Annotated in this window: 18 protein-coding genes, 2 tRNA genes and 1 pseudogene; 13 read left to right on the plus strand and 8 right to left on the minus strand. The window is 50.7% G+C overall.

All coding sequences use genetic code 11. From position 1 onward, the window contains the following. Positions 1-8: 8 nt before the first annotated feature. Positions 9-2060, plus strand: coding sequence for an FUSC family protein (locus tag IV433_RS13265; RefSeq protein WP_195814465.1), 2052 nt, complete (start codon positions 9-11; stop codon positions 2058-2060). Between the two features lie 20 nt (positions 2061-2080). Here IV433_RS13265 and IV433_RS13270 read toward each other — a convergent pair. Then, positions 2081-2977: pseudogene (locus IV433_RS13270) on the minus strand (aldo/keto reductase). A 132-nt stretch (positions 2978-3109) separates the two neighbouring features. Beyond that, on the minus strand, positions 3110-3349 hold the full coding sequence (locus IV433_RS13275) for a DUF1289 domain-containing protein (RefSeq protein ID WP_195814464.1): 240 nt from the start codon (positions 3347-3349) through the stop codon (positions 3110-3112). Positions 3350-3751: 402 nt separating this feature from the next. Between IV433_RS13275 and nemA the strand changes: the two genes are divergently transcribed. From nemA to rnt, 3 genes are all read left to right on the plus strand, one after another. After that, complete coding sequence (nemA, locus tag IV433_RS13280) at positions 3752-4843, plus strand: alkene reductase (RefSeq protein WP_195814463.1); 1092 nt, start codon at positions 3752-3754, stop codon at positions 4841-4843. A gap of 162 nt (positions 4844-5005) precedes the next feature. Next, positions 5006-5413 (plus strand): lactoylglutathione lyase, encoded by a 408-nt coding sequence (gloA, locus tag IV433_RS13285; protein WP_195814462.1) that lies wholly within the window; start codon positions 5006-5008, stop codon positions 5411-5413. A gap of 136 nt (positions 5414-5549) precedes the next feature. After that, the gene (gene rnt / locus IV433_RS13290) at positions 5550-6233 is read left to right on the plus strand and encodes a ribonuclease T (RefSeq protein WP_195814461.1); all 684 of its coding nucleotides are present in this window, start codon (positions 5550-5552) and stop codon (positions 6231-6233) included. Positions 6234-6345: 112 nt separating this feature from the next. Here rnt and IV433_RS13295 read toward each other — a convergent pair whose 3' ends face one another. Then, positions 6346-6687 carry a Grx4 family monothiol glutaredoxin gene (locus IV433_RS13295; protein ID WP_015697793.1) on the minus strand — a complete coding sequence of 114 codons (342 nt, stop codon included), beginning with the start codon at positions 6685-6687 and terminating at the stop codon, positions 6346-6348. A 463-nt stretch (positions 6688-7150) separates the two neighbouring features. Between IV433_RS13295 and IV433_RS13300 the strand changes: the two genes are divergently transcribed. Next, a complete protein-coding gene (locus tag IV433_RS13300) occupies positions 7151-8053 on the plus strand; it encodes a C40 family peptidase (protein ID WP_195814679.1) in 903 nt (300 codons plus the stop codon). Positions 8054-8218: 165 nt separating this feature from the next. Here IV433_RS13300 and cydH read toward each other — a convergent pair whose 3' ends face one another. After that, positions 8219-8308, minus strand: a complete 90-nt coding sequence (cydH, locus tag IV433_RS26400; protein ID WP_104922526.1) for a cytochrome bd-I oxidase subunit CydH — start codon at positions 8306-8308, stop codon at positions 8219-8221. A 333-nt stretch (positions 8309-8641) separates the two neighbouring features. Between cydH and purR the strand changes: the two genes are divergently transcribed. Beyond that, positions 8642-9667, plus strand: a complete 1026-nt coding sequence (gene purR / locus IV433_RS13310) for an HTH-type transcriptional repressor PurR (protein ID WP_104922527.1) — start codon at positions 8642-8644, stop codon at positions 9665-9667. A 37-nt stretch (positions 9668-9704) separates the two neighbouring features. Here purR and punR read toward each other — a convergent pair whose 3' ends face one another. Beyond that, positions 9705-10610 (minus strand): DNA-binding transcriptional activator PunR, encoded by a 906-nt coding sequence (gene punR / locus IV433_RS13315; RefSeq protein WP_195814460.1) that lies wholly within the window; start codon positions 10608-10610, stop codon positions 9705-9707. A 136-nt stretch (positions 10611-10746) separates the two neighbouring features. Here punR and punC point away from each other — a divergent pair, with 136 nt between their 5' ends. Together punC and cfa are read left to right on the plus strand one after the other, a co-directional pair. Next, positions 10747-11958 carry a purine nucleoside transporter PunC gene (gene punC / locus IV433_RS13320; RefSeq protein ID WP_195814459.1) on the plus strand — a complete coding sequence of 404 codons (1212 nt, stop codon included), beginning with the start codon at positions 10747-10749 and terminating at the stop codon, positions 11956-11958. Between the two features lie 360 nt (positions 11959-12318). Next, the gene (gene cfa / locus IV433_RS13325) at positions 12319-13470 is read left to right on the plus strand and encodes a cyclopropane fatty acyl phospholipid synthase (protein WP_195814458.1); all 1152 of its coding nucleotides are present in this window, start codon (positions 12319-12321) and stop codon (positions 13468-13470) included. 97 nt (positions 13471-13567) lie between these two features. On the opposite strand, the gene IV433_RS13330 is transcribed toward cfa, so the two are convergent. Further along, a complete protein-coding gene (locus IV433_RS13330; protein WP_195814457.1) occupies positions 13568-14221 on the minus strand; it encodes a riboflavin synthase subunit alpha in 654 nt (217 codons plus the stop codon). A gap of 255 nt (positions 14222-14476) precedes the next feature. Between IV433_RS13330 and IV433_RS13335 the strand changes: the two genes are divergently transcribed. The 5 genes from IV433_RS13335 to IV433_RS13355 all read left to right on the plus strand — a co-directional run bounded on the left by IV433_RS13335 (position 14477) and on the right by IV433_RS13355 (position 18779). Next, complete coding sequence (locus IV433_RS13335; protein WP_195814456.1) at positions 14477-15850, plus strand: MATE family efflux transporter; 1374 nt, start codon at positions 14477-14479, stop codon at positions 15848-15850. Positions 15851-16082: 232 nt separating this feature from the next. Further along, positions 16083-16159 (plus strand) — tRNA-Val (locus IV433_RS13340). A 29-nt stretch (positions 16160-16188) separates the two neighbouring features. Continuing rightward, a tRNA-Val gene (locus IV433_RS13345) sits at positions 16189-16265 on the plus strand. 571 nt (positions 16266-16836) lie between these two features. Beyond that, complete coding sequence (pykF, locus tag IV433_RS13350; RefSeq protein WP_015697801.1) at positions 16837-18249, plus strand: pyruvate kinase PykF; 1413 nt, start codon at positions 16837-16839, stop codon at positions 18247-18249. A 293-nt stretch (positions 18250-18542) separates the two neighbouring features. Then, positions 18543-18779, plus strand: coding sequence for a major outer membrane lipoprotein (locus IV433_RS13355; protein ID WP_013576093.1), 237 nt, complete (start codon positions 18543-18545; stop codon positions 18777-18779). Positions 18780-18996: 217 nt separating this feature from the next. On the opposite strand, the gene IV433_RS13360 is transcribed toward IV433_RS13355, so the two are convergent. Together IV433_RS13360 and sufE are read right to left on the minus strand one after the other, a co-directional pair. Further along, on the minus strand, positions 18997-20010 hold the full coding sequence (locus IV433_RS13360; RefSeq protein WP_152325721.1) for a L,D-transpeptidase family protein: 1014 nt from the start codon (positions 20008-20010) through the stop codon (positions 18997-18999). A gap of 260 nt (positions 20011-20270) precedes the next feature. Continuing rightward, positions 20271-20684 carry a cysteine desulfuration protein SufE gene (gene sufE / locus IV433_RS13365; protein ID WP_195814455.1) on the minus strand — a complete coding sequence of 138 codons (414 nt, stop codon included), beginning with the start codon at positions 20682-20684 and terminating at the stop codon, positions 20271-20273. Between the last annotated feature and the right edge of the window lie 20 nt (positions 20685-20704).

Consider the following 20704-nt stretch of genomic DNA (forward strand, 5'->3'; position numbering starts at 1 on the left):
GCCCTGCCGTGAACCTTTCCTGGCTCGAGTGGAAAAATACGCCGTGGGGCAAAGCGACCGGCGGCCAATGGCGATACGCATTGCGCAATTCCATCGCCATGATCCTGGCGCTGTATATCGCCTTTGAATTCCAGATGGATGAACCTTACTGGGCGCTGACGTCCGCGGCAGTCGTGAGTTTCCCCACCGTTGGCGGCGTTATCAGTAAAAGCATCGGGCGTATTATTGGCAGCCTGCTGGGTGCGGTGGGCGCAGTTTTTATCGCCGGACACTGTCTGAATGAGCCGTGGTTGTTTACGTTTTCTATCGCTGCCTGGCTGGGCGTCTGTACGTATATTTCCAACCACTATCAAAATAACGTTTCGTACGCCTTCGCGCTGGCCGGTTATACGGCGGCGATCATCGCGTTTTCGACCGTAGACGTGACCGACACAACGCAGATTTTTGATATCGCTCAGGCACGCGTCGGGGAAGTGATCACCGGTATTTTGTGCGGCGGTTTCATGATGATGGTTTTGCCAAGCACCTCTGACGGCGACGCCCTGCTCACTTCCCTGCGAAAAATGCACACACAATTGCTGGAGCACGCGCAGTTGCTGTGGCGGGCCGAAATCAATGAGCAGATCCGTACTTCGCATGAAGGACTGATCGGGCAAATTCTGACCATGAATCTGCTGCGCATTCAGGCTGTCTGGAGCCATTACCGCCTGCGGCGCCAAAACAACGTGCTCAATTATTTGCTGCATCAGCAACTGCGCATGACCAGTTACATTTCCAGCCTGCGCCGGATGCTGCTGAACTGGCCCCATCCACCGGAAAATCTTGCCGACGTATTAACCGTTTTACTCGATGAACTCCGCAAACCGGACACGGATAAATATAAGCTGTCGAAAATCCTTCAGTGCATTAAGCCTCATGACACCGCAGATTTTCGCCATCAGGCATTCTGGAAGCGGCTGCGTGATTTTTGCTGGCTATATCTGCGCAGTGAACGCTGGCTGCGCCGTGTTGAAAATGCCAATACCGCAGAAGCAGAAACGCTGCAACCGCCAAAAATCAGCCATCTCGCTCAGCATACTGACACCGTTGAAGCCGCTTATAACGGCCTGCGAACGTTCCTGTGTATTGTTATCGGATGTGCGTTCTGGATGACCACGCAATGGGATTCCGGTGCCGGTGCCGTGGCGCTGACCGCCGTCAGCTGCGTGCTTTATTCCTCAACCGCATCGCCCATCGGCAGCATCACGCTGTTAATTAAATCGCTCGGCCTGTTATTCATTGGCTGTTTTTTACTGAAATTTGGCCTGATGGTGCAGATAGATAACTTCTGGGTGTTCTGCGCGTTCTTCCTGCCGATGCTGGTGACTATGCAGATGATGAAGCTGCAATACAAAAAGTACGCCGGATTGTGGGGCCAGATGATCGTGTTTATGGGCTCGTTTCTTGCCGTTACAAACCCGCCCGACTTCGATTTCGGATCGTTTATGAATGACGGCGTCGCCAAAATTGCGGGCGTCATGCTGGCGGGGATTGCGTTCCAGGTTTTACGCCCAAGTTCGGATAAACGTAAAAGCCGCCGCATTATTCGTGCACTGCGCCGGGACTTTATGGATCAGCTCAGCCGTAAACCTTCTCTGAGCCATTTCCAGTTTGAATCCCTGATTTACCACCGGATGAATCAGCTCAATCAAAGTAAAGATCAGCTTTCGCGCACCTGGCTGCTGCGCTGGGGCGTGGTGCTGCTCAATTGCAGTCACATCGTCTGGCAGCTACGCGAATGGGAAACAAGATCCGACCCGCTTTCTGCGGTACGTGATGTCTGTATTCATTGTCTGAAAGGCGTGATGACGGAACGTGGCGTCAGCCATGCAAATCTGGATGGTACGCTGGCTGAATTACTGCGTATGAGTGAATCACTGGCGCATCATCCTGAACCGGCGGCGCGCGATCTGGCGGGTGTCATCTGGCGTTTATATTGCTCGCTGTCCCAGCTGCAACAGGCGATTTCAACGGATGACGGCCCGGCGGATCCTGCGCTTACTGCCACAAAACCCGCCTGACCGTTAAGACTCAAAACGGGTTACGGAACATCGTAACCCAGAGCCGCTTTACGGATGCGGAACCACTGCTGGCGCGTCATCTCAAGCGATAATGATTTCAGTGCTGACGCCACGCGTTCGATTTTGCCCGAACCGATAATTGGCAACGGCTGTGAAGGCAGGCGCATCACCCACGCATAAACCACCTGCTCAATGGTGTCTGCACCGGTTTCATTGGCCACGGCCTGAAGCTCGTCACGCAGAGGCTGGAATTCTGCCTCGCTGAACAGGCGACCGCCGCCCAGTCAGGACCACGCCATCGGTTTGATACGCAGCTGCTGGCAGAGATCTAAGGTTCCGTCGAGAATAGCGGGCTGATGAATCGGAGAAATTTCCACCTGATTGGTGACCAGTGAAAACGGCAGGCGCGACTGCAAAAGGCTGAACTGCGCTGGCGTAAAATTGGAGACACCAAAGTGTTTCACTTTGCCGCTCTTATGCAACTGCGTGAACGCTTCTGCCACTTCGTCGGCGTCCATCAGCGGATCAGGGCGGTGGATCAGCAGTAAATCCAGAGAATCCGTATGCAGATTGCTCAGGGATTTCTCAGCGCGTTCAACGATATATTTATGATCGGTAATGTAGTGACCAATCTTGTTGTCGGGGTTTGCTCTGGTGGCGATACCGCATTTGCTCACCAGCTGCATTTTTTCGCGCAGCGACGGTTTCAGACGCAGAGCCGCGCCAAACGCCGCCTCACACTGATAATCGCCATAAATATCCGCATGATCGGCGGTCGTGATACCCAGCTCGATATGCTGCTCCATAAACGCCAGAACCTGCTGCTGCGTCATATTCCATTCCATCAGACGCCAGTAACCGCAAATCAGTTTTGAAAAAACCGGGCCTTGCGGCGAAATCGAAGTGCGTGCTTCCATTATGATTCCCTTAAGTTTTTCGTATTTTCAAGCGACAGAATACACAACGTCTGTGACGCTGTATTGATGCGAAGCGGAAGAATTGCAAAGAAGCAGACCGCCATCACGACCCTGACAATCCGCGTTACGTCTTCAGAACAGTTCGGGTTGTTCCGGCAGCGGTTCGTCCGGCTGTTTTCCGGCACGCTGCTGCCGCGCTAAACGTTGCTGACACAAGCGCAGCACATGGCGTTTTTCCGTATCAGTCATTTTTATCCAGCCAAAACGTTCTTCGCGGCTGCGCAGGCAACCACGGCAATAACCACGTTCATCGGCCTGACAAATTCCGCGGCACGGACTGGGGATGTCGAAAAACTCAAGCTGCTGGGCCACACGCCCTCCGCAAATAACGGTGAACTTTTATTCAAGACGTTTTCCCGCCATCCCGCAAGATGATTTATCGCCCGATGTCTCAATCTTCAAATATCTGCAACACGGCGCTGCTACCTTACGCGTGGCTGTTTATTCTGTCTGAAAACAGCCCTACTGTTTCCCCGACATCAATAAGAAAACAGATGTTTGCCCTCACCTCAGCCGGCACCCGCCGGCTCTTTTTTCTTCATTTCTCGCCCACACAGTGATACTACGCAGGGTAAGTTTTTTCGAAAAGGCACCGTGCGCGTAGTCACAAGCGCCCCGGATACGATAGAAAGAGCCATGAATAAACGGTCGTATGCGGGGAGTTCGCTCCATAATGTCATACCGATCAATCCCATAATTTCGGAGTTACTCAAAATGACTAAGCTTTTCACCCCTCTTGTTGTTGGTAAAAACACCCTGCCAAACCGCGTGTTTATGGCGCCACTGACCCGTCTGCGCAGCATTGAACCGGGTGATATCCCGACGCCGCTGATGGGTGAATATTACGCACAACGCCACAGCTCCGGCCTCATCATCACCGAAGCGACACAAGTTTCCTTCCAGGCGAAAGGTTATGCGGGCGCACCCGGCCTGCATACGCCGGAACAGGTTGCGGCCTGGAAAAAAATTGTTGCCGGCGTGCATCAGAAAAACGGCCACATCGCCGTACAGCTTTGGCACACCGGCCGGATTTCGCACAACAGCGTTCAGCCGGACAACCAGACGCCGGTCGCGCCCTCAGCGGTCAATCCCAATACGCGCACCAGCCTGCGTGATGAGCAAGGCCACGCCATTCGCGTCGATTGCCCGACACCGCGCGCGCTTGAGCTGAGTGAAATCCCAGGCATCGTGAATGATTTCCGTCACGCGGCAGCCTGTTCAGCAGAAGCCGGTTTCGATTACATCGAACTGCACGCGGCGCACGGTTATCTGTTGCACCAGTTCATGTCTCCGGCCTCTAACCTGCGCGAAGACCAGTACGGCGGCAGCATTGTAAACCGCACACGTCTGACTCTCGAAGTGGTAGACGCCGCCATTGACGCCATCGGTGCTGATCGCGTCGGTATCCGTATTTCCCCGATGGGCCCGTTCAACGGCCTGGACAACGGCCAGGATCAGGAAGAAGCGGCAATCTATCTGCTGGATGAACTGAACAAACGTAAACTGGCCTACCTGCACATTTCAGAACCTGACTGGGCGGGCGGCAAACCTTACACCACAGAATTCCGCGAAGTGATCCGCGCGCATTATCAGGGCGTGATTGTCGGTGCTGGCGCGTATACCGCAGAGAAAGGCGAAGAGCTGATCGAAAAAGGGTATATCGATGCCGTGGCGTTTGGCCGCAGCTACATCGCCAACCCGGATCTGGTCGAGCGCCTGAAATCACATGCTCCACTCAATGAACCAAAACCTGAAACCTTCTACGGCGGCGGTGCTCAGGGCTATACCGATTACCCAACGCTGTAATCAATAATAAATTTTTACGCCTTCTTTGCGGCAGCCGATGCCCTCCGGTTGCCGCTTTTTTTGGTTAGTCATTCAGCAACTGATTGCCGTTTTACGGACAAAACGGTCACTATCAGTTAGGCTTGAAATAATAATCATCATCCTGCAAATAAAGAGGAAATTATGCGTTTACTCCATACCATGCTTCGCGTCGGCGATCTGCCACGTTCAATCAGCTTTTATACTGACGTTTTAGGCATGCGCCTGCTGCGTTCCAGCGAAAATACAGAGTATAAATATTCACTGGCTTTCGTGGGTTACACCGAAGAAAGTGAAGGCGCCGTGATCGAGCTGACCTACAACTGGGGCGTAGACAGCTACGACATCGGTACCGCATATGGTCACATCGCGCTGGGCGTTGATAACGTGGCGCAAACCTGCGAAGACATCCGCAATGCGGGCGGTAAAGTGACACGTGAAGCAGGCCCGGTTAAAGGCGGTTCAACCATCATCGCGTTCGTGGAAGATCCGGATGGCTACAAAATTGAGCTGATCGAATCCAAACATGCCGGTCAGGGTCTGGGAAATTAATCCTTTGCAATAAAGGCATTAACCACGGACAGGGGCGCTGATGCGCCCTTTTTTATTGCCAATTTCTCCGTGCCCCTGCAACGGGTGACAAAATTTGTCATAATGCGCGCTGAATTCGATAAAGATTAAGAAGCTAATGGCCGAGAATAGTGACATTAACGCCCTGAAAGGTCGTTTTCGTGGTTTTTATCCCGTGGTGATTGATGTGGAAACCGCCGGATTTAATGCCAAAACTGATGCGCTGCTGGAAATTGCCGCAATCACGCTGAAAATGGATGAGGACGGCTGGCTGCAAAGCGACGAGACCGTGCATTTCCACGTTGAGCCTTTCGAAGGCTCGGTGCTGGTGCCGGAAGCTTTGGCTTTTAACGGTATCGATCCGACCAACCCTTTGCGCGGTGCGGTCAGCGAATACGAAGCGCTGCATGAGATTTTCAAAGTTATCCGCAAAGGGATGAAAGAGCAGAACTGCAACCGGGCGATTATCGTGGCGCATAACGCCAATTTCGACCACAGTTTCCTGATGGCCGCAGCCGAACGCGCGGGGCTAAAACGCAATCCTTTCCATCCGTTTGCCACCTTTGATACCGCCGCGTTAAGCGGGCTGGTGCTCGGGCAAACCGTGCTGGCGAAGGCCTGTATCAGCGCCGGTATTGTGTTTGACAGCAGTCAGGCACACTCCGCCCTGTACGACACTGAACGCACAGCAGAACTGTTCTGCGAGCTGGTGAATCGCTGGAAACGTCTCGGCGGCTGGCCGCTGGCACTTTCTGCGGATGAAAACGAAGCGGAAGAAGCGCCGGAAGAGAATCAGCAATAATTTTCGCGGCTTTCATGCGGTCGAAAGGACAAATACAAAGAGCGACATAATGTCGCTCTTTTTTTACCGGTAACCCCGGGTCAGGCTGCCGGTACTTCTGAATCGCCCTGAATTACTCTTCAGAGGATTTGTATTTCTCAGCCGTTTCTTTGATCAGCTGTTGCAGTTCACCGCGCTGGAACATCTCAACCACGATGTCGCAGCCGCCAACCAGCTCACCATCAACCCACAGCTGCGGGAACGTTGGCCAGTTTGCAAATTTTGGCATCTCAGCACGGATATCCGGGTTCTGCAGGATATCAACGTAAGCGAAACGCTCGCCGCACGCAGACAGCGCCTGAACGGCCTGTGCAGAGAAACCGCAGCTTGGCAATTTTGGAGAACCTTTCATGTACAGCAGAATCGGGTTTTCAGAAACTTGCTTCTGAATTTTTTCAATCGTTGGAGTGGTCATTTCTTGCTTCCTCAAGCCGGTACAGGCTGTCACGGTCATTACTCTTCACGCGCAGCACACAGAGACGGTGCGCAATCACAATGCTTTCTATTGTAACGATGGCTGCCACCAGATAAAAACGCCAATTTTTGTGTGGTCTTTCTCAATACTGGCATTTTCCTAAACAATCTTCAGCGCTTGCGTTCAGGCTCACATATTTAAAGATTCATCGAGAATAACATTTTTGCCGTTCCACGATAATGTCAGATTTGCAAAATCCCATTCTTTAACTTAAATAATAACATGATGAAAAGTGGTTATTTTTTTGACTAAAAATGGCGGTTATTTCGACATAAAAAAAGCTATTAACTTTTTCTCACAATATGATCTAGAATCGAGGCAATTCGTGCTTTTTTGTCTCGTTCTTTTAGGCAATACTCTGACATCCCTGATGTTTAATCCTACCACTCATGGTAACGAAGCTATGCGCTTACTGTTCACGCTTTTTGTGCTGCTCTTTACCCAGCTGTTTCTGAATATGGCTCATGCGTCGCCACAGACTCGTGTTGCGGCCGACCAGCGAAAGAGTCATGTCAACCAGGTCACGCCTGAAGAACGCCGAAAGCGAAAAACGGCAGCCGCGAAAACCAGCAAGAAAACCAAAGTCGCGCCGGTTTCAGAACCTAAAACTCAGGAAAAAAATTCGAAGAAGAAAGTCAAAAGCACCGAACTGGTTAAGCGAAAGACGTCTTCTGAAAAAACAGTAAAAACGACGCGGGCCGAGAGTAAAAAAGAAAAAACACTCAAGACAACCCGGGCCGAAGCGAAAGCAGAGAAAGAAACGAAAACCCGCTCTCTCGCTAAAAACAGCAGTGAAAAGGCCAGTAAAAAAGAAGCGTATGGCCGCCACCGCAAAGGCAAAAAGTTACGTGAAGAAGACAGTAAACCGATAACGCTCAGCGCAACACACAAGAAACGTTATCAGCACGCACAACAAACCGCGATGACGAAGCTGATGCACCAGGTCGGCAAACCTTACCGCTGGGGCGGAACGTCACCGAATACAGGTTTCGATTGCAGCGGACTGGTTTACTACGCATACAAAGATTTGATCCGTATTAAAATGCCCCGCACAGCGAATGAAATGTACCACTTGCGCGATGCGGCTCCGGTCAAACGGGGTGAATTAGAATCCGGCGATCTGGTGTTCTTCCGGATTAATAACCGCGGCGCCGCAGACCATGTCGGTGTTTACGTAGGAAACGGGAAGTTTATCCAGTCACCGCGCACCGGCGAAGACATTAAGATCACCTCACTGGGTGACGATTACTGGCAAGATCATTATGTAGGCGCACGTCGGGTAATGACCCCTAAGACGATCCGATAATAAACAATTCGTTAAGTCTGAAGTTTCGCTAATCAGCCATTGAATAGCATTTAACGAAGAGTTTCTGCAGGGAAGAGTATCGGCGGAATGGGTGACTGCGTAAAATTGAAAAGGGCGATTCCTGTTATAGGTAATCGCCCTTTTTTATTGCGGCTTACACGCAAATCAGTTCATCACTGCGGTGAAGCTGAAAGCAATAATCACGAGCAAAGCGCAGACCGTAGTGATCAAAGAAAATTTCAGGTTGCTGTCCATCAAACCCCCTTACGGATCAAATTGTGGCGTTCGTTTAGCCACACTAAATGTGTGCCAACGCATTTTCTCACAATTCGCATTTAAAATCTTGTGCTGAATGACAACAGGTTCATGACAATTTTACTTCCACTTTCCTGCATTATAAGTGAAAATTGTCGGTTACCACGCCTGTGTGCCGGTCGATTTCACCCGAGAGCATTTCACGCCTCACTCTGAATAATCCACCCAACGATTTCACTGCCCTTTTCGAAGTCAGCAGATAAATCCACGCAAGCAAACGATTAACATAATGCTAACGTGCTGAAACACGTGAGCACAGGAGTCATTTTTTACATGGCAACGATTAAAGATGTCGCAAAGCGCGCTGGCGTTTCCACCACAACCGTGTCGCACGTCATCAATAAAACCCGTTTCGTCGCCGAAGAAACCCGAGCCGCGGTTCTCCTTGCAATCAAAGAGTTGCACTATTCTCCCAGCGCCGTGGCACGCAGCCTCAAGGTCAATAACACCAAAACTATCGGTCTGCTGGCAACGTCCAGTGAAGCGCCCTACTTCGCCGAAGTGATTGAGGCCGTGGAAAACAGCTGTTTCTCAAAAGGCTATACGCTGATTTTGTGTAACTCGCACAATAATCTGGAGAAGCAACAGGCCTACCTGCAAATGCTGGCGCAAAAGCGCGTCGACGGTTTACTGGTGATGTGCGCGGAATATCCGGACGAATTGCTGAACATGCTTGAAGAATACCGCTCCATCCCGATGGTTGTGATGGACTGGGGCGAAGCGCGTAAGAATTTCACCGACAGCATTATCGATAACGCGTTCGAAGGCGGTTATATGGCCGGACGTTATCTGATTGAACGTGGTCATCGTGATATCGGCGTGATCCCGGGGCAGCTGGCGCGAAACACCGGCGGCGGCCGCTTCCAGGGCTTTGTGAAAGCACTGACAGAAGCCAATATTCCTCTTCGTGAAGAATGGGTCGTTCAGGGCGACTTTGAGCCGGAATCGGGCTATCAGGCCATGCACAAAATTCTGATGCAGAAAAACCGTCCGACGGCCGTATTCTGTGGCGGCGACGTGATGGCAATGGGCGCAATTTGTGCCGCCGATGAACTGGGCCTGCGCGTACCGCAGGATATTTCCGTGATTGGCTATGACAACGTGCGTAATGCGCGCTATTTCTCGCCGGCACTGACGACAGTTCATCAGCCAAAAGAACGTCTGGGCGAAATGGCCTTTACCATGCTGCTGGACAGAATTATCAGCAAACGCGAAGAATCGCAGACCATTGAAGTGCATCCGAAACTGGTTGAGCGCCGTTCCGTGGCCGACGGCCCGTACCGCGATTACCGCCGTTAACTTTCAATAACCGCCTGTGCCGCAGGCGTTTTTTTTGTCAGTCGCGCAACCATTCCCGGTTCATCGTTTCCGTATCGCCCATGTATTCCAGCAGCCACGCCAGCGAAGGCGACGGATTGCTCTGATCCCACGTCAGGCAGCACGGGCTATCCGGAAAGGTATTTTCCAGCGACAGAACCTGCAATTTTTGCTGTTCAATCCAGGGCGTCACGCGGTGAACCGGCATCATGCCAACACATAAACCTTCGTTCAGACATTCCACCGCACACGTCCAGTCGGGAACCACCAGCCGCCGCTGGTTATCCAGCGTCCAGGTATCGCGTTTCGGCAATGTTCGCGATGTATCTTCCAGGCAAAGCGCCGGATAAGGCCGTAACTGATCGTCACTCAGTATTCCCGACGTCTGCGCCAGCGGATGTTGGGCGCTGACCACACAATGCCAGTCCATAAAACCCATATCGCGGAAATTGAACCGTCCTCCGACGGGGATCGCCCGCGTCGCGCCGATGGCGACATCCGCCCGCCCGTCTACCAGCGCGTCCCAGACACCGTTAAAGACTTCCGAATGAATGATGAGTTCGGTATCCGGGAAATGGCGGTAGAAATCCAGCACCAGCCGCCGTGTTCGCGCAGGTTTAACGATACGGTCAACGGCCACCCGTAATTCTCCGCGCCAGCCGTTGGCGACCTGCTGACACTGGCGGCGGGTCGCTATCATTTTTTTTGTCAGAACGCGTGCTTCATCGACAAAAACTTTACCGGCAGGAGTCAGAACGACGTAGCGGTGTCTGCGTTCAAACAACGAAACAGCCAGCCATTGTTCAAGCTGGCGAACGGTATAGCTGATGGCAGAAGGAACCCGGTGCAAGTCCTGCGCAGCAGCGCTGAAACTGCCTGTTCGGGCGACAGCATCAACCACTTCAAGAGCATATTCTGACCACATCGTTTAGCCTTCAATATTTTTGATAGCAGATTGCAAATATTAGCGTTTCACAAGCCTGTTATCAAAGCGTTAAACTCCGCATCCGATACGATTTCCGCGTCAAATCATCTGCAATAAATAAATTAAAGAGACAATAATGAAACCCTCACTTGGATTTATGCTCTATCTTGCCGGGCTGAGCATGCTTGGCTTTTTAGCGACAGATATGTACCTTCCGGCCTTCAGCGCGATGCAAACCAGCCTGATGACCAGCCCGGGGATGATCAGTGCCAGCCTGAGTATTTTCCTTGGCGGATTTGCCATCGGCCAGCTGTTGTGGGGGCCACTGTCCGACAAGATTGGCCGCAAACCGGTATTGCTGATTGGCTTAGCGCTCTTTGTCGTCGGTTGTCTGGGCGTGTTGTGGGTTGAGAATGTCCGCGCCCTGCTGGCTCTGCGTTTTCTGCAAGCTGTCGGCGTCTGTGCCGCCGCCGTCACCTGGCAGGCGCTGGTGGTGGATCGTTTTTCTGCCGATGTTGCTAAAAAAACCTTTGCCAGCATCATGCCGCTGGTTGCGCTTTCCCCTGCTCTGGCACCTTTACTGGGCGCCTGGGTTCTCAACCATTTTGACTGGGAAGCGATTTTCGTTCTGCTGACCGCTGTGGCAGCTATCTTACTTATCACCACGTTCACACTGCGCGAAAATGCGCCAAAGGTTCATGCTCCTGCTGATAAAGCCGGTTTCGCAAAGCTTCTCGCTTCGCGGGTTTACAGCGGTAACGTGATGATTTATGCCGCCTGCTCTGCTGGCTTTTTTGCGTGGCTGACCGGTTCCCCGTTTATTCTCAGCGACATGGGATATTCCCCGGGCGTGATTGGCCTGAGCTATGTTCCGCAGACGATTGCTTTCCTGCTGGGCGGTTTTGGATGTCGTGTGCTGATCAGCAAAACGGATGGGAATAAGATCCTGCCGTGGCTGCTGGCAGGTTATGGCGTCAGTGTGGCGGGTCTGTTCGGCGTGGCTATATTTACTGATGCGGGGCTGGTGAGTCTGTTAATTCCCTTCTGTCTGATGGCTTTGGTGAATGGCGCGATTTATCCCATTGTTGTCGCAAATGCATTAATGCCATTTCCTGCTAATACAGGTAAGGCCGCGGCGTTGCAAAATACCCTGCAGTTGGGTCTGTGTTTCCTCGCAAGTTTGCTGGTTTCCGCATTTATTGTGCAACCACTCATGGCGACAGTCACCACGATGCTGTCTACACTACTGTTGGTAGTTTTAGGCCGCTGGCTGTCACTGCGCCGGGAAGAAGGGCAATCTGGTGAACAGGAACCGGAGCAGAAACAGCAGGCACGGCATGCGAATTAATAGTGATAATGACTATAAGTAACAATCACTTAATGGACATTTACATTCGCAGCGATTAACTATTGAGAATGCCAGCCGGCGAGCCTATACTCAACTGAACCCAATAAAATAGCATTTTTACAATACTTTTATTACATACTTAGCGTCGGCGCGAGGATCGCGTCACACTATTTATTCTGGTTCGTTTTTCAAGGATGATTTTCCTGCCCACATTTTGTGTGCAGGCGTTCTTCTAATTTCCTCTGTTGGTGTCGAATATCGGACGTGGCGCAAGCCGTCTGTTCTCATAAAGACCTGCACAAATAGCCTTTGCTTTTCCCGGCAGGTTAATAAGTCAGAAGAGAAAGTGATGGAGAAGCTATGAGTTCATCGTGTATAGAAGACCAAAGCATTCAGGACAATCAGTGGTATCGGATAGTCAGTGAAATGCTGGCTACGGCAGACATCCAGGTTAACGGTAATCGCCCTTTCGACCTTAAAGTAAAAAACACTGACTTTTTCAAGCGTGTTTTACAGGAAGGTTCTTTGGGTCTGGGTGAAAGTTATATGGATGGTTGGTGGGAATGCGAGCGCCTTGATATATTTTTCCAGCGCGTTCTCCGTGCCGGTTTGGAAAATAAACTCCCCCACCATTTTAAAGACACACTACGTATCGCGGCAGCACGCCTCACCAATCTTCAGTCCCGCAAACGGGCATGGATCGTCGGGAAAGAACATTACGATTTAGGTAATGATTTATTTACCCTGATGCTCGACCCGTACATGCAATATTCCTGTGGCTACTGGAAAGATGCCACGACGCTTGAAGAAGCGCAGGAAGCTAAACTCAAAATGATCTGCGATAAACTGCAACTGAAACCGGGCCAGCGTATGCTCGATATCGGCTGCGGCTGGGGTGGATTATCTGAGTTTGCAGCCCGCAATTATGGCGTCAGCGTCGTCGGCGTTACGATTTCTGCCGAACAACAAAAGCTGGCCCAGAAACGCTGCGAAGGCCTGGACGTCACCATTTTGCTGCAGGATTACCGCGATCTTAACGATCAGTTCGACCGTGTTGTTTCCGTCGGTATGTTCGAACATGTGGGTCCAAAGAATTATGAGACCTACTTTAATGTCGCCCGGCGCAACATCAAACCTGACGGCATTTTCCTGCTGCACACCATAGGTTCTAACAAAACAGATCTGAGTGTCGATCCTTGGATAGATAAATACATCTTCCCCAACGGATGCCTGCCATCTGTCCAGCAAATTGCTCAAAACAGCGAGTCATTGTTTGTGATGGAAGACTGGCACAACATCGGCGCAGATTATGATCGTACTCTGATGGCCTGGAATGAACGTTTCCAGAAACACTGGCCTGAACTGGCAGAACGTTACGGCGACCGTTTTCACCGGATGTTCACCTACTATCTGAATGCCTGTGCGGGTGCTTTCAGAGCGCGTGATATTCAGCTCTGGCAAGTTGTGTTCAGCCCTGAAGGTGTGGATGGCGGGATGCGCGTGCCGCGCTAATGCGCAAAATTTTTTTACCGCGCTACCAAAGCAAAAAACCGGACGTTAATGTCCGGTTTTTCTTTTTGGTGCTTCTTCACACACGTGCTGAAAATAATTATTCAGCCTTTTCGATCATCGCCTGCGCTGTGGCTATTGCGGCTTCGCGGCTGGCCAGCACACGTTCAACCGTATCGACGATGGCCTGCGTTTGCGGATCAATTTCAATATTAATTTTATCCCCGAGACGCTTAGTGCCGAGCGTGGTTCTTTGCAGCGTTTCAGGAATTAAATGCACACAAAAACGGGTCCGGGTCACTTCCCCGATGGTCAGGCTGATACCATCAATCCCGATATACCCTTTATGTAATACATATTTCATTAAATCTTCATGCGGCATGCGGAACCAGATTTGACGGTTATTTTCTGACGTCAGAATTTTCGCCACTTCGGCAGTACAAATAATATGCCCGGACATTAGATGCCCGCCGATTTCATCATTAAAACGCGCTGCTCGTTCCAGATTGACCTGATCACCGACGTTCAGATCGCCGAGATTGGTCAGACGCAGGGTTTCTTTCATCAGATCGAAACTGACTAAATCCCCCTTCACTTCTGTGACCGTCAGACAACAACCGTTGTGCGCGACAGAAGCCCCCAGCTGGAGGTTATCAAGCATATCCTCAGGCAGACGCACTACATGGGTACGGAAATTCGGTTTTTCGTCAATGGACACGACCGTTCCGGTTCCCTGAACTATTCCGGTAAACATAGCCTATTCCTCAATGTTTAAATCTGCTGTATTAAGACGACGCTAAGGTCAGTTTGCCGCAGAATTAAATGAAAGCCAAATCTCTGCGGACAAAAATAGTCTGGGATTGAAGGATTTCATTATTTAACCGGTCATTAACAGCATTGTTTGCTTAAAAATATTGAAGATGTACAATCTTCTGGCTATTTTCCGCTCTTAAATGCCGCCACGTGTGGCGTTTTTTATTCAATATAATCAACAAAAAAAGGTGTATCAGTGCAGAAGTACCTTGCAGAGGCGCGGGTATTATTGGCGCTTGCGATCCCGGTCATCCTTGCGCAGGTAGCCCAGACCGCCATGGGCGTTGTCGATACCATTATGGCCGGTTCAGTCAGTGCCACCGATATGGCTGCGGTTGCCGTCGGCACCTCCATCTGGCTGCCCGCGATTTTATTCGGCCATGGTTTATTACTTTCACTGACGCCCACCGTTGCTCATCTGAACGGCGCCGGCCGCCGCGATAAAATCGGCCATCAGATCCAGCAGGGATTCTGGCTGGCTTCCGGCGTTTCCGTACTGATCATCGCCGTCTTGTCTCAGTGTGATCATCTCATCGGGCTGATGCACAACATCGATCCTGAACTGAGAGAAAAAGCCGTCGGTTATTTGCACGCCATCATGTGGGGTGCACCGGGGTATTTATTCTTTCAGGTATTACGCGATCAGTGCGAAGGATTGTCAAAAACGAAACCCGGCATGGTCTTCGGGTTTATCGGCCTGCTGGTGAATATTCCCGTTAACTACATCTTCATCTACGGGAAATTTGGCGCGCCGGCTCTCGGCGGCGTAGGTTGTGGTGTGGCGACGGGCACCGTTTACTGGGTCATGTTCTTCATGATGCGATTTTACGTGCGCCGCAATTACACGATGCGCGATATCGTTGCCCCTTCCCGCTTTGCAAAACCTGACTGGCCGACGCTGCGCCGTCTGATTCAGCTCGGGATGCCGATTGCGCTGGCGCTGTTCTTTGAAGTGACGCTGTTTGCCATTGTCGCGCTGCTGGTTTCACCGCTAGGTATCGTGGCCGTCGCCAGCCATCAGATCGCGCTTAATGTCGGCTCACTGATGTTTGTGATCCCCCTTTCGCTGGGCGTTGCGGCAACGATCCGCGTCGGCTCGCGGCTCGGTGAATCTTCGGTAGAAGGCGCCAAAGTGGCCGCTTACACCAGTATTCTGACCGGCATTCTGATGGCCTGTTGTACAAGCATGGCCGCCATCATTTTCCGTGAACATATCGCGTCACTTTATAATGACAATGTCGAAGTGGTGACGCTTGCATCTCACCTGCTGATATTTGCCGCACTGTTCCAGATTTCAGATGCAATTCAGGTGATCGGCAGCGGCGTACTGCGCGGATACAAAGATACGCGTTCGATTTTCTATATTACGTTTGTCGCCTATTGGGTCCTGGGATTGCCGGTGGGCTATGTGCTCGGGCTGACTGATCTGCTGGTGCCGCAAATGGGGCCAAGCGGATTCTGGTGCGGCTTCATTCTGGGTCTGACTTTTGCGGCGGTCATGATGACGTTTCGTATGCGCTGGTTACAAAAACAACCGTCATTTACTATTTTACAAAAAGCAGGCCGTTGATCTGATTTGGGATAGCGTGGTTTGAAATTCCGCGGGCTGCGAATGTGATGCAGCCCGCGGAAAATTTCGTCATCTGACCGGCCGTTATGCCTAAAAAAACAACGCAATGCGCATTAGCTCGGCAATCACTCACAATATGACAGTAAAATGTCTTTTTTCCCTTGCCAGCATTCAGAGAGGTCGCTAATATTCGTCCCCGTCGCCAACACTGGCTGACACCGAAGAAAACGATGCGTCCGTAGCTCAGTTGGTTAGAGCACCACCTTGACATGGTGGGGGTCGGTGGTTCGAGTCCACTCGGACGCACCATTCTTCAAAGCTTTACCGTTGCACATTGTGCGTCCGTAGCTCAGTTGGTTAGAGCACCACCTTGACATGGTGGGGGTCGGTGGTTCGAGTCCACTCGGACGCACCAAAGCAACGTTCTCTCTCCTCCTTTCTGTTTTATACTTTCCCTGAACACTTCCAGTTTCTGAATAAATCTGATTTGAATTTTCCGTTCACCCTACTTCTGAATTTTAAATCGCTCCGCCGTCATCCGTTTGTATTTTTTTAAGATTATTTCTCAAATGTGGCATTTTCGAAGGTACCGTGACGAAACTGTTATCCCTTCGGGTTTTTGCTCTGCCCGCTTTGGATAATTGCGCAACAAAGCTCTGTCATCTGCCCTAAGCTTGCGCAGCATCACGTTTTTTATTTGGTTTCCCTCCCCGTTCCCCTCTATAATACGCATCGTCTCTTCGATTGAATGGTTTCAGCCCCTTGATCTGTCGATATCGCACTTATAAAAGCGTGACCACTCCAGTAGCGATGATTAATCGCACAAATCGCTATGCTTTGGCTGAACTTAATACACCATTCCTTTCACAGTCTTCTACGCTTAGTAATGATTTGATTCAACCAGGCAACACCTCAATTCCGCGCGGGCAGCCATGCTGTCAAGCAAACACTTTTCCAATCCATCACAACTTGTAGATAAAATCGTCATGAAAAAGACCAAAATTGTTTGTACCATCGGGCCGAAAACCGAATCCGAAGAAATGCTGACCAAACTGCTTGATGCAGGCATGAACGTTATGCGTCTGAACTTCTCTCACGGTGATTACGAAGAGCACGGTCAGCGCATCCAGAATATCCGCAATGTTATGGCTAAAACCGGCCATAAAGCAGCAATCCTGCTGGACACCAAAGGTCCTGAAATCCGTACCATGAAACTGGAAGGCGGCAAAGACGCTTCCCTGGTTGCGGGTCAGACTTATACCTTCACTACCGATCAGAGCGTTATTGGTAACACCGAACGTGTTGCTGTGACCTATCAGGGTTTCGCTGCTGACCTGAAAATTGGTAACACCATTCTGGTCGACGATGGTCTGATCGGCATGGAAGTCACTAACGTCACTGAAACTGAAGTGACCTGTAAAGTGCTGAACAACGGCGACCTGGGCGAAAATAAAGGCGTTAACCTGCCGGGCGTTTCTATCGCACTGCCAGCACTGGCTGAAAAAGACAAACGTGACCTGATCTTCGGTTGCGAGCAAGGCGTTGATTTCGTCGCGGCTTCCTTCATCCGTAAACGTTCTGACGTTCTGGAAATCCGTGAACACCTGAAAGCACACGGTGGCGAACACATCCAGATCATCTCCAAAATTGAAAACCAGGAAGGCCTGAACAACTTCGACGAAATCCTCGAAGCTTCAGACGGCATCATGGTTGCTCGTGGTGACCTCGGCGTTGAAATCCCTGTCGAAGAAGTTATTTTCGCGCAGAAGATGATGATTGAAAAATGTAACCGCGCACGTAAAGTGGTCATCACCGCAACGCAGATGCTCGATTCCATGATCAAAAACCCACGCCCTACCCGCGCAGAAGCTGGCGACGTTGCTAACGCCATCATCGACGGTACCGATGCCGTTATGCTGTCTGGTGAAAGTGCGAAAGGTAAATACCCGCTGGAAGCTGTGACCATCATGGCGACCATTTGCGACCGTACTGACCGTGTGATGCAGAGCCGTATCGATGGCCAGAACGAAAACCGTAAACTGCGTATCACCGAAGCTGTTTGCCGTGGCGCTGTAGAAACCGCAGAAAAACTGGATGCTCCGTTGATCGTTGTTGCAACCAGCGGTGGTAAATCTGCTAAAGCTGTGCGTAAATACTTCCCGCACGCCACTATCCTGGCTCTGACCACCAATGAAATCACTGCCCGTCAGCTGATCCTCACCAAAGGTGTTGTCACTCAGCTGGTGAAAGAGATTGCCTCCACTGATGATTTCTACCGTATCGGTAAAGAAGCAGCGATCGAAAGTGGTCTGGCTCAGAAAGGCGATATCGTTGTGATGGTTTCTGGCGCGCTGGTACAAAGCGGCACAACCAATACTTCTTCGGTACATGTTGTTTAATTAGAAACGTGACCCAAGGCATTAATAGACGTTGCATAATGCAGCGTCTATTTCTTCAAAAAGGCTCTTCTTACTTAAAAAGTGCTAAAAGCAGTAGCAGCAAAATTGGGATAAGTCCCATGGAATAAGGCTGTTTTCGCTGCAATTTTTAACTTTTTCGTAAAAAAAGATGCTTCTTTGAGCGAACGATCAAAATATAGCGTTTACCGGCAAAAAATTATTCTCATTAGAAAATAGTTTGTGTAATACTTGTAACGCTACATGGAGATTAACTTAATCTAGAGGGTTTTATAATGAATCGCACTAAACTGGTACTGGGCGCTGTAATCCTGGCTTCAACTATGCTGGCTGGTTGTTCAAGCAACGCTAAAATCGATCAACTGTCTTCAGACGTTTCTACTCTGAACTCTAAAGTTGACCAACTGAGCAACGACGTGAACGCAATCCGTTCTGACGTTCAAGCAGCTAAAGACGATGCAGCTCGCGCTAACCAACGTCTTGACAACCAAGCTCACGCTTACAAGAAGTAATATTTACTTCTCTAGTTCAATGGCGCACTCAGTGCGCCATTTTTTTTGCCTGTCATTCAGTCAGTTCCCCACTCTTCCGTTTCCGTTTCCTGAACATCCCCTGTTGTTCTCTTTCCCATTTTACGCCTTGTACGCCACCTCCTGAGCTTCGGAAACAATAAAGGAGCCCTATTGGCTCCTTTGGGGAAAATCGCTTCTTAAACGTTTTTGTATAACGTTACTGCGTACTTGCCGTCGTAACTGCAGGCGTATCCGCAGACACAGTTTGCGGCGCATTAGCTGCCGGTGGCATATCCGTCGCTTTATCACCCACACTGACCACTACGGGCATCCCTGAACGGCGCCTGATAGCCTCTTTTACAATCTCTGCATTGGTATCATCGCTTTTGATGAATTTTTTCATCGCAGCCGTCAGAAGAATAGGTTTAGTTTGCGGATCGTCCTTCTCGGTATGCGACAACGGCTGATGTACTTCAATGTAACGTTTGCCATCCGGCTCAACGTCAAACTTGATGGGCTGATTGACTATCTGAACGCGGGTGCCTTTTGGCACGGAATTAAACAGCGCTTCGATATCATCCGGACGCAAGCGAATACAACCGGAACTCACACGCATGCCGATACCGAAGTTAGCATTCGTCCCGTGGATCAGATACTGGCCGGTGCCGGCAGAAAGACGCATGGCAAACAGCCCCATCGGGTTATCTGGCCCCGCCGGAACCATACCCGGCAACGTGATGCCGTCTTTCAGGTAGGCTTTGCGGATGTTGGCAGTTGGCGTCCAGGTCGGATTCGGTATCTTCTGGCTTACCGACGTCACCATTTCCGGCGTATTACGTCCTAACTGGCCAATACCAATCGGATAAACAATGACTTTGTCTTCACCCTTCGGATAGTAGTAAAGACGCAGCTCGGCGAGGTTCACGACGATCCCTTCACGCTTGGTATCCGGCAGCAGCATTTGCGAAGGAATGGTCAGCACAGTGCCCGCTTTTGGCAAATACGGGTCGGTACCCGGGTTCGCTTCCAGCATCGCAATCAGCCCGATTTGGTATTTAGCCGCCACGTCCTCTAAAGGTTTGCCGTCATTGGGCACGACATACGTCGTGTTTTCGCCAATCAGGCGGCTGTTATCCGGCGGCAAGGGGTATTCTGCTGCACCTGCGGTCATGGAGTGTGTTGTCAGAAATGTGCCAACCAACATTGCCAGAAGGGGTAATGCGCGTCTCATACTCAGTCCTTTTTCGGCTCGCCTTCAGACCATCTGAAGCAAGACAATTATCTCGTCTTATAATACTAGCAGCGCAGAATCGGGTGGCAATCAAACCACAGAAAATCAGAAAGTTACCTTACGCAGATGCAGGGAAATACACAGAAGATAGTGGGTTGAAAAATCAGGAGTAAATGAGTTCAGACAGGGAGAAGTGAAGAAATGACTTTGCTCATTAGCAGACAATTCCTAATGAGCAAAGGTGTCGCGCAGGAACCGGTTTAGGCCAGCTCAGCCGCTTTTGCACGGATAGAACGAATCATGGCTTCCAGCCCCTGAGAGCGGGAAGGCGTCAGATGCTGGCTGAGTTCAAGCTCAGAGAAGAACGGACGAACATCCAGCTCCACCACATCACGCGGCGTTAAGCCCTGATACAGGCTGAATACGATAGCCACCAGACCTTTCACGATAGCGGCATCACTGTCGCCTTCAAAGGTCAGCGCACCCGTTTCATCCATGCGCATCACGATCCAAACCTGGCTCTGGCAGCCAGCAATCAGGTTTTTATCCTGACGATGTTCTTCAGGCAAGGCAGCCAGCTGGCCGCCCAGTTCAATCACGTACAGATACTTTTCTTCCCAATTCGGGCATCGGGAAAAATTTCTGACTAACTTATTTTTATCTGGCAAAGCCATAACGACGTCCTGCTCAGGGC

The sequence above is a fragment of the Rahnella laticis genome, assembly GCF_015644585.1.
Lineage (GTDB): Bacteria > Pseudomonadota > Gammaproteobacteria > Enterobacterales > Enterobacteriaceae > Rahnella > Rahnella laticis.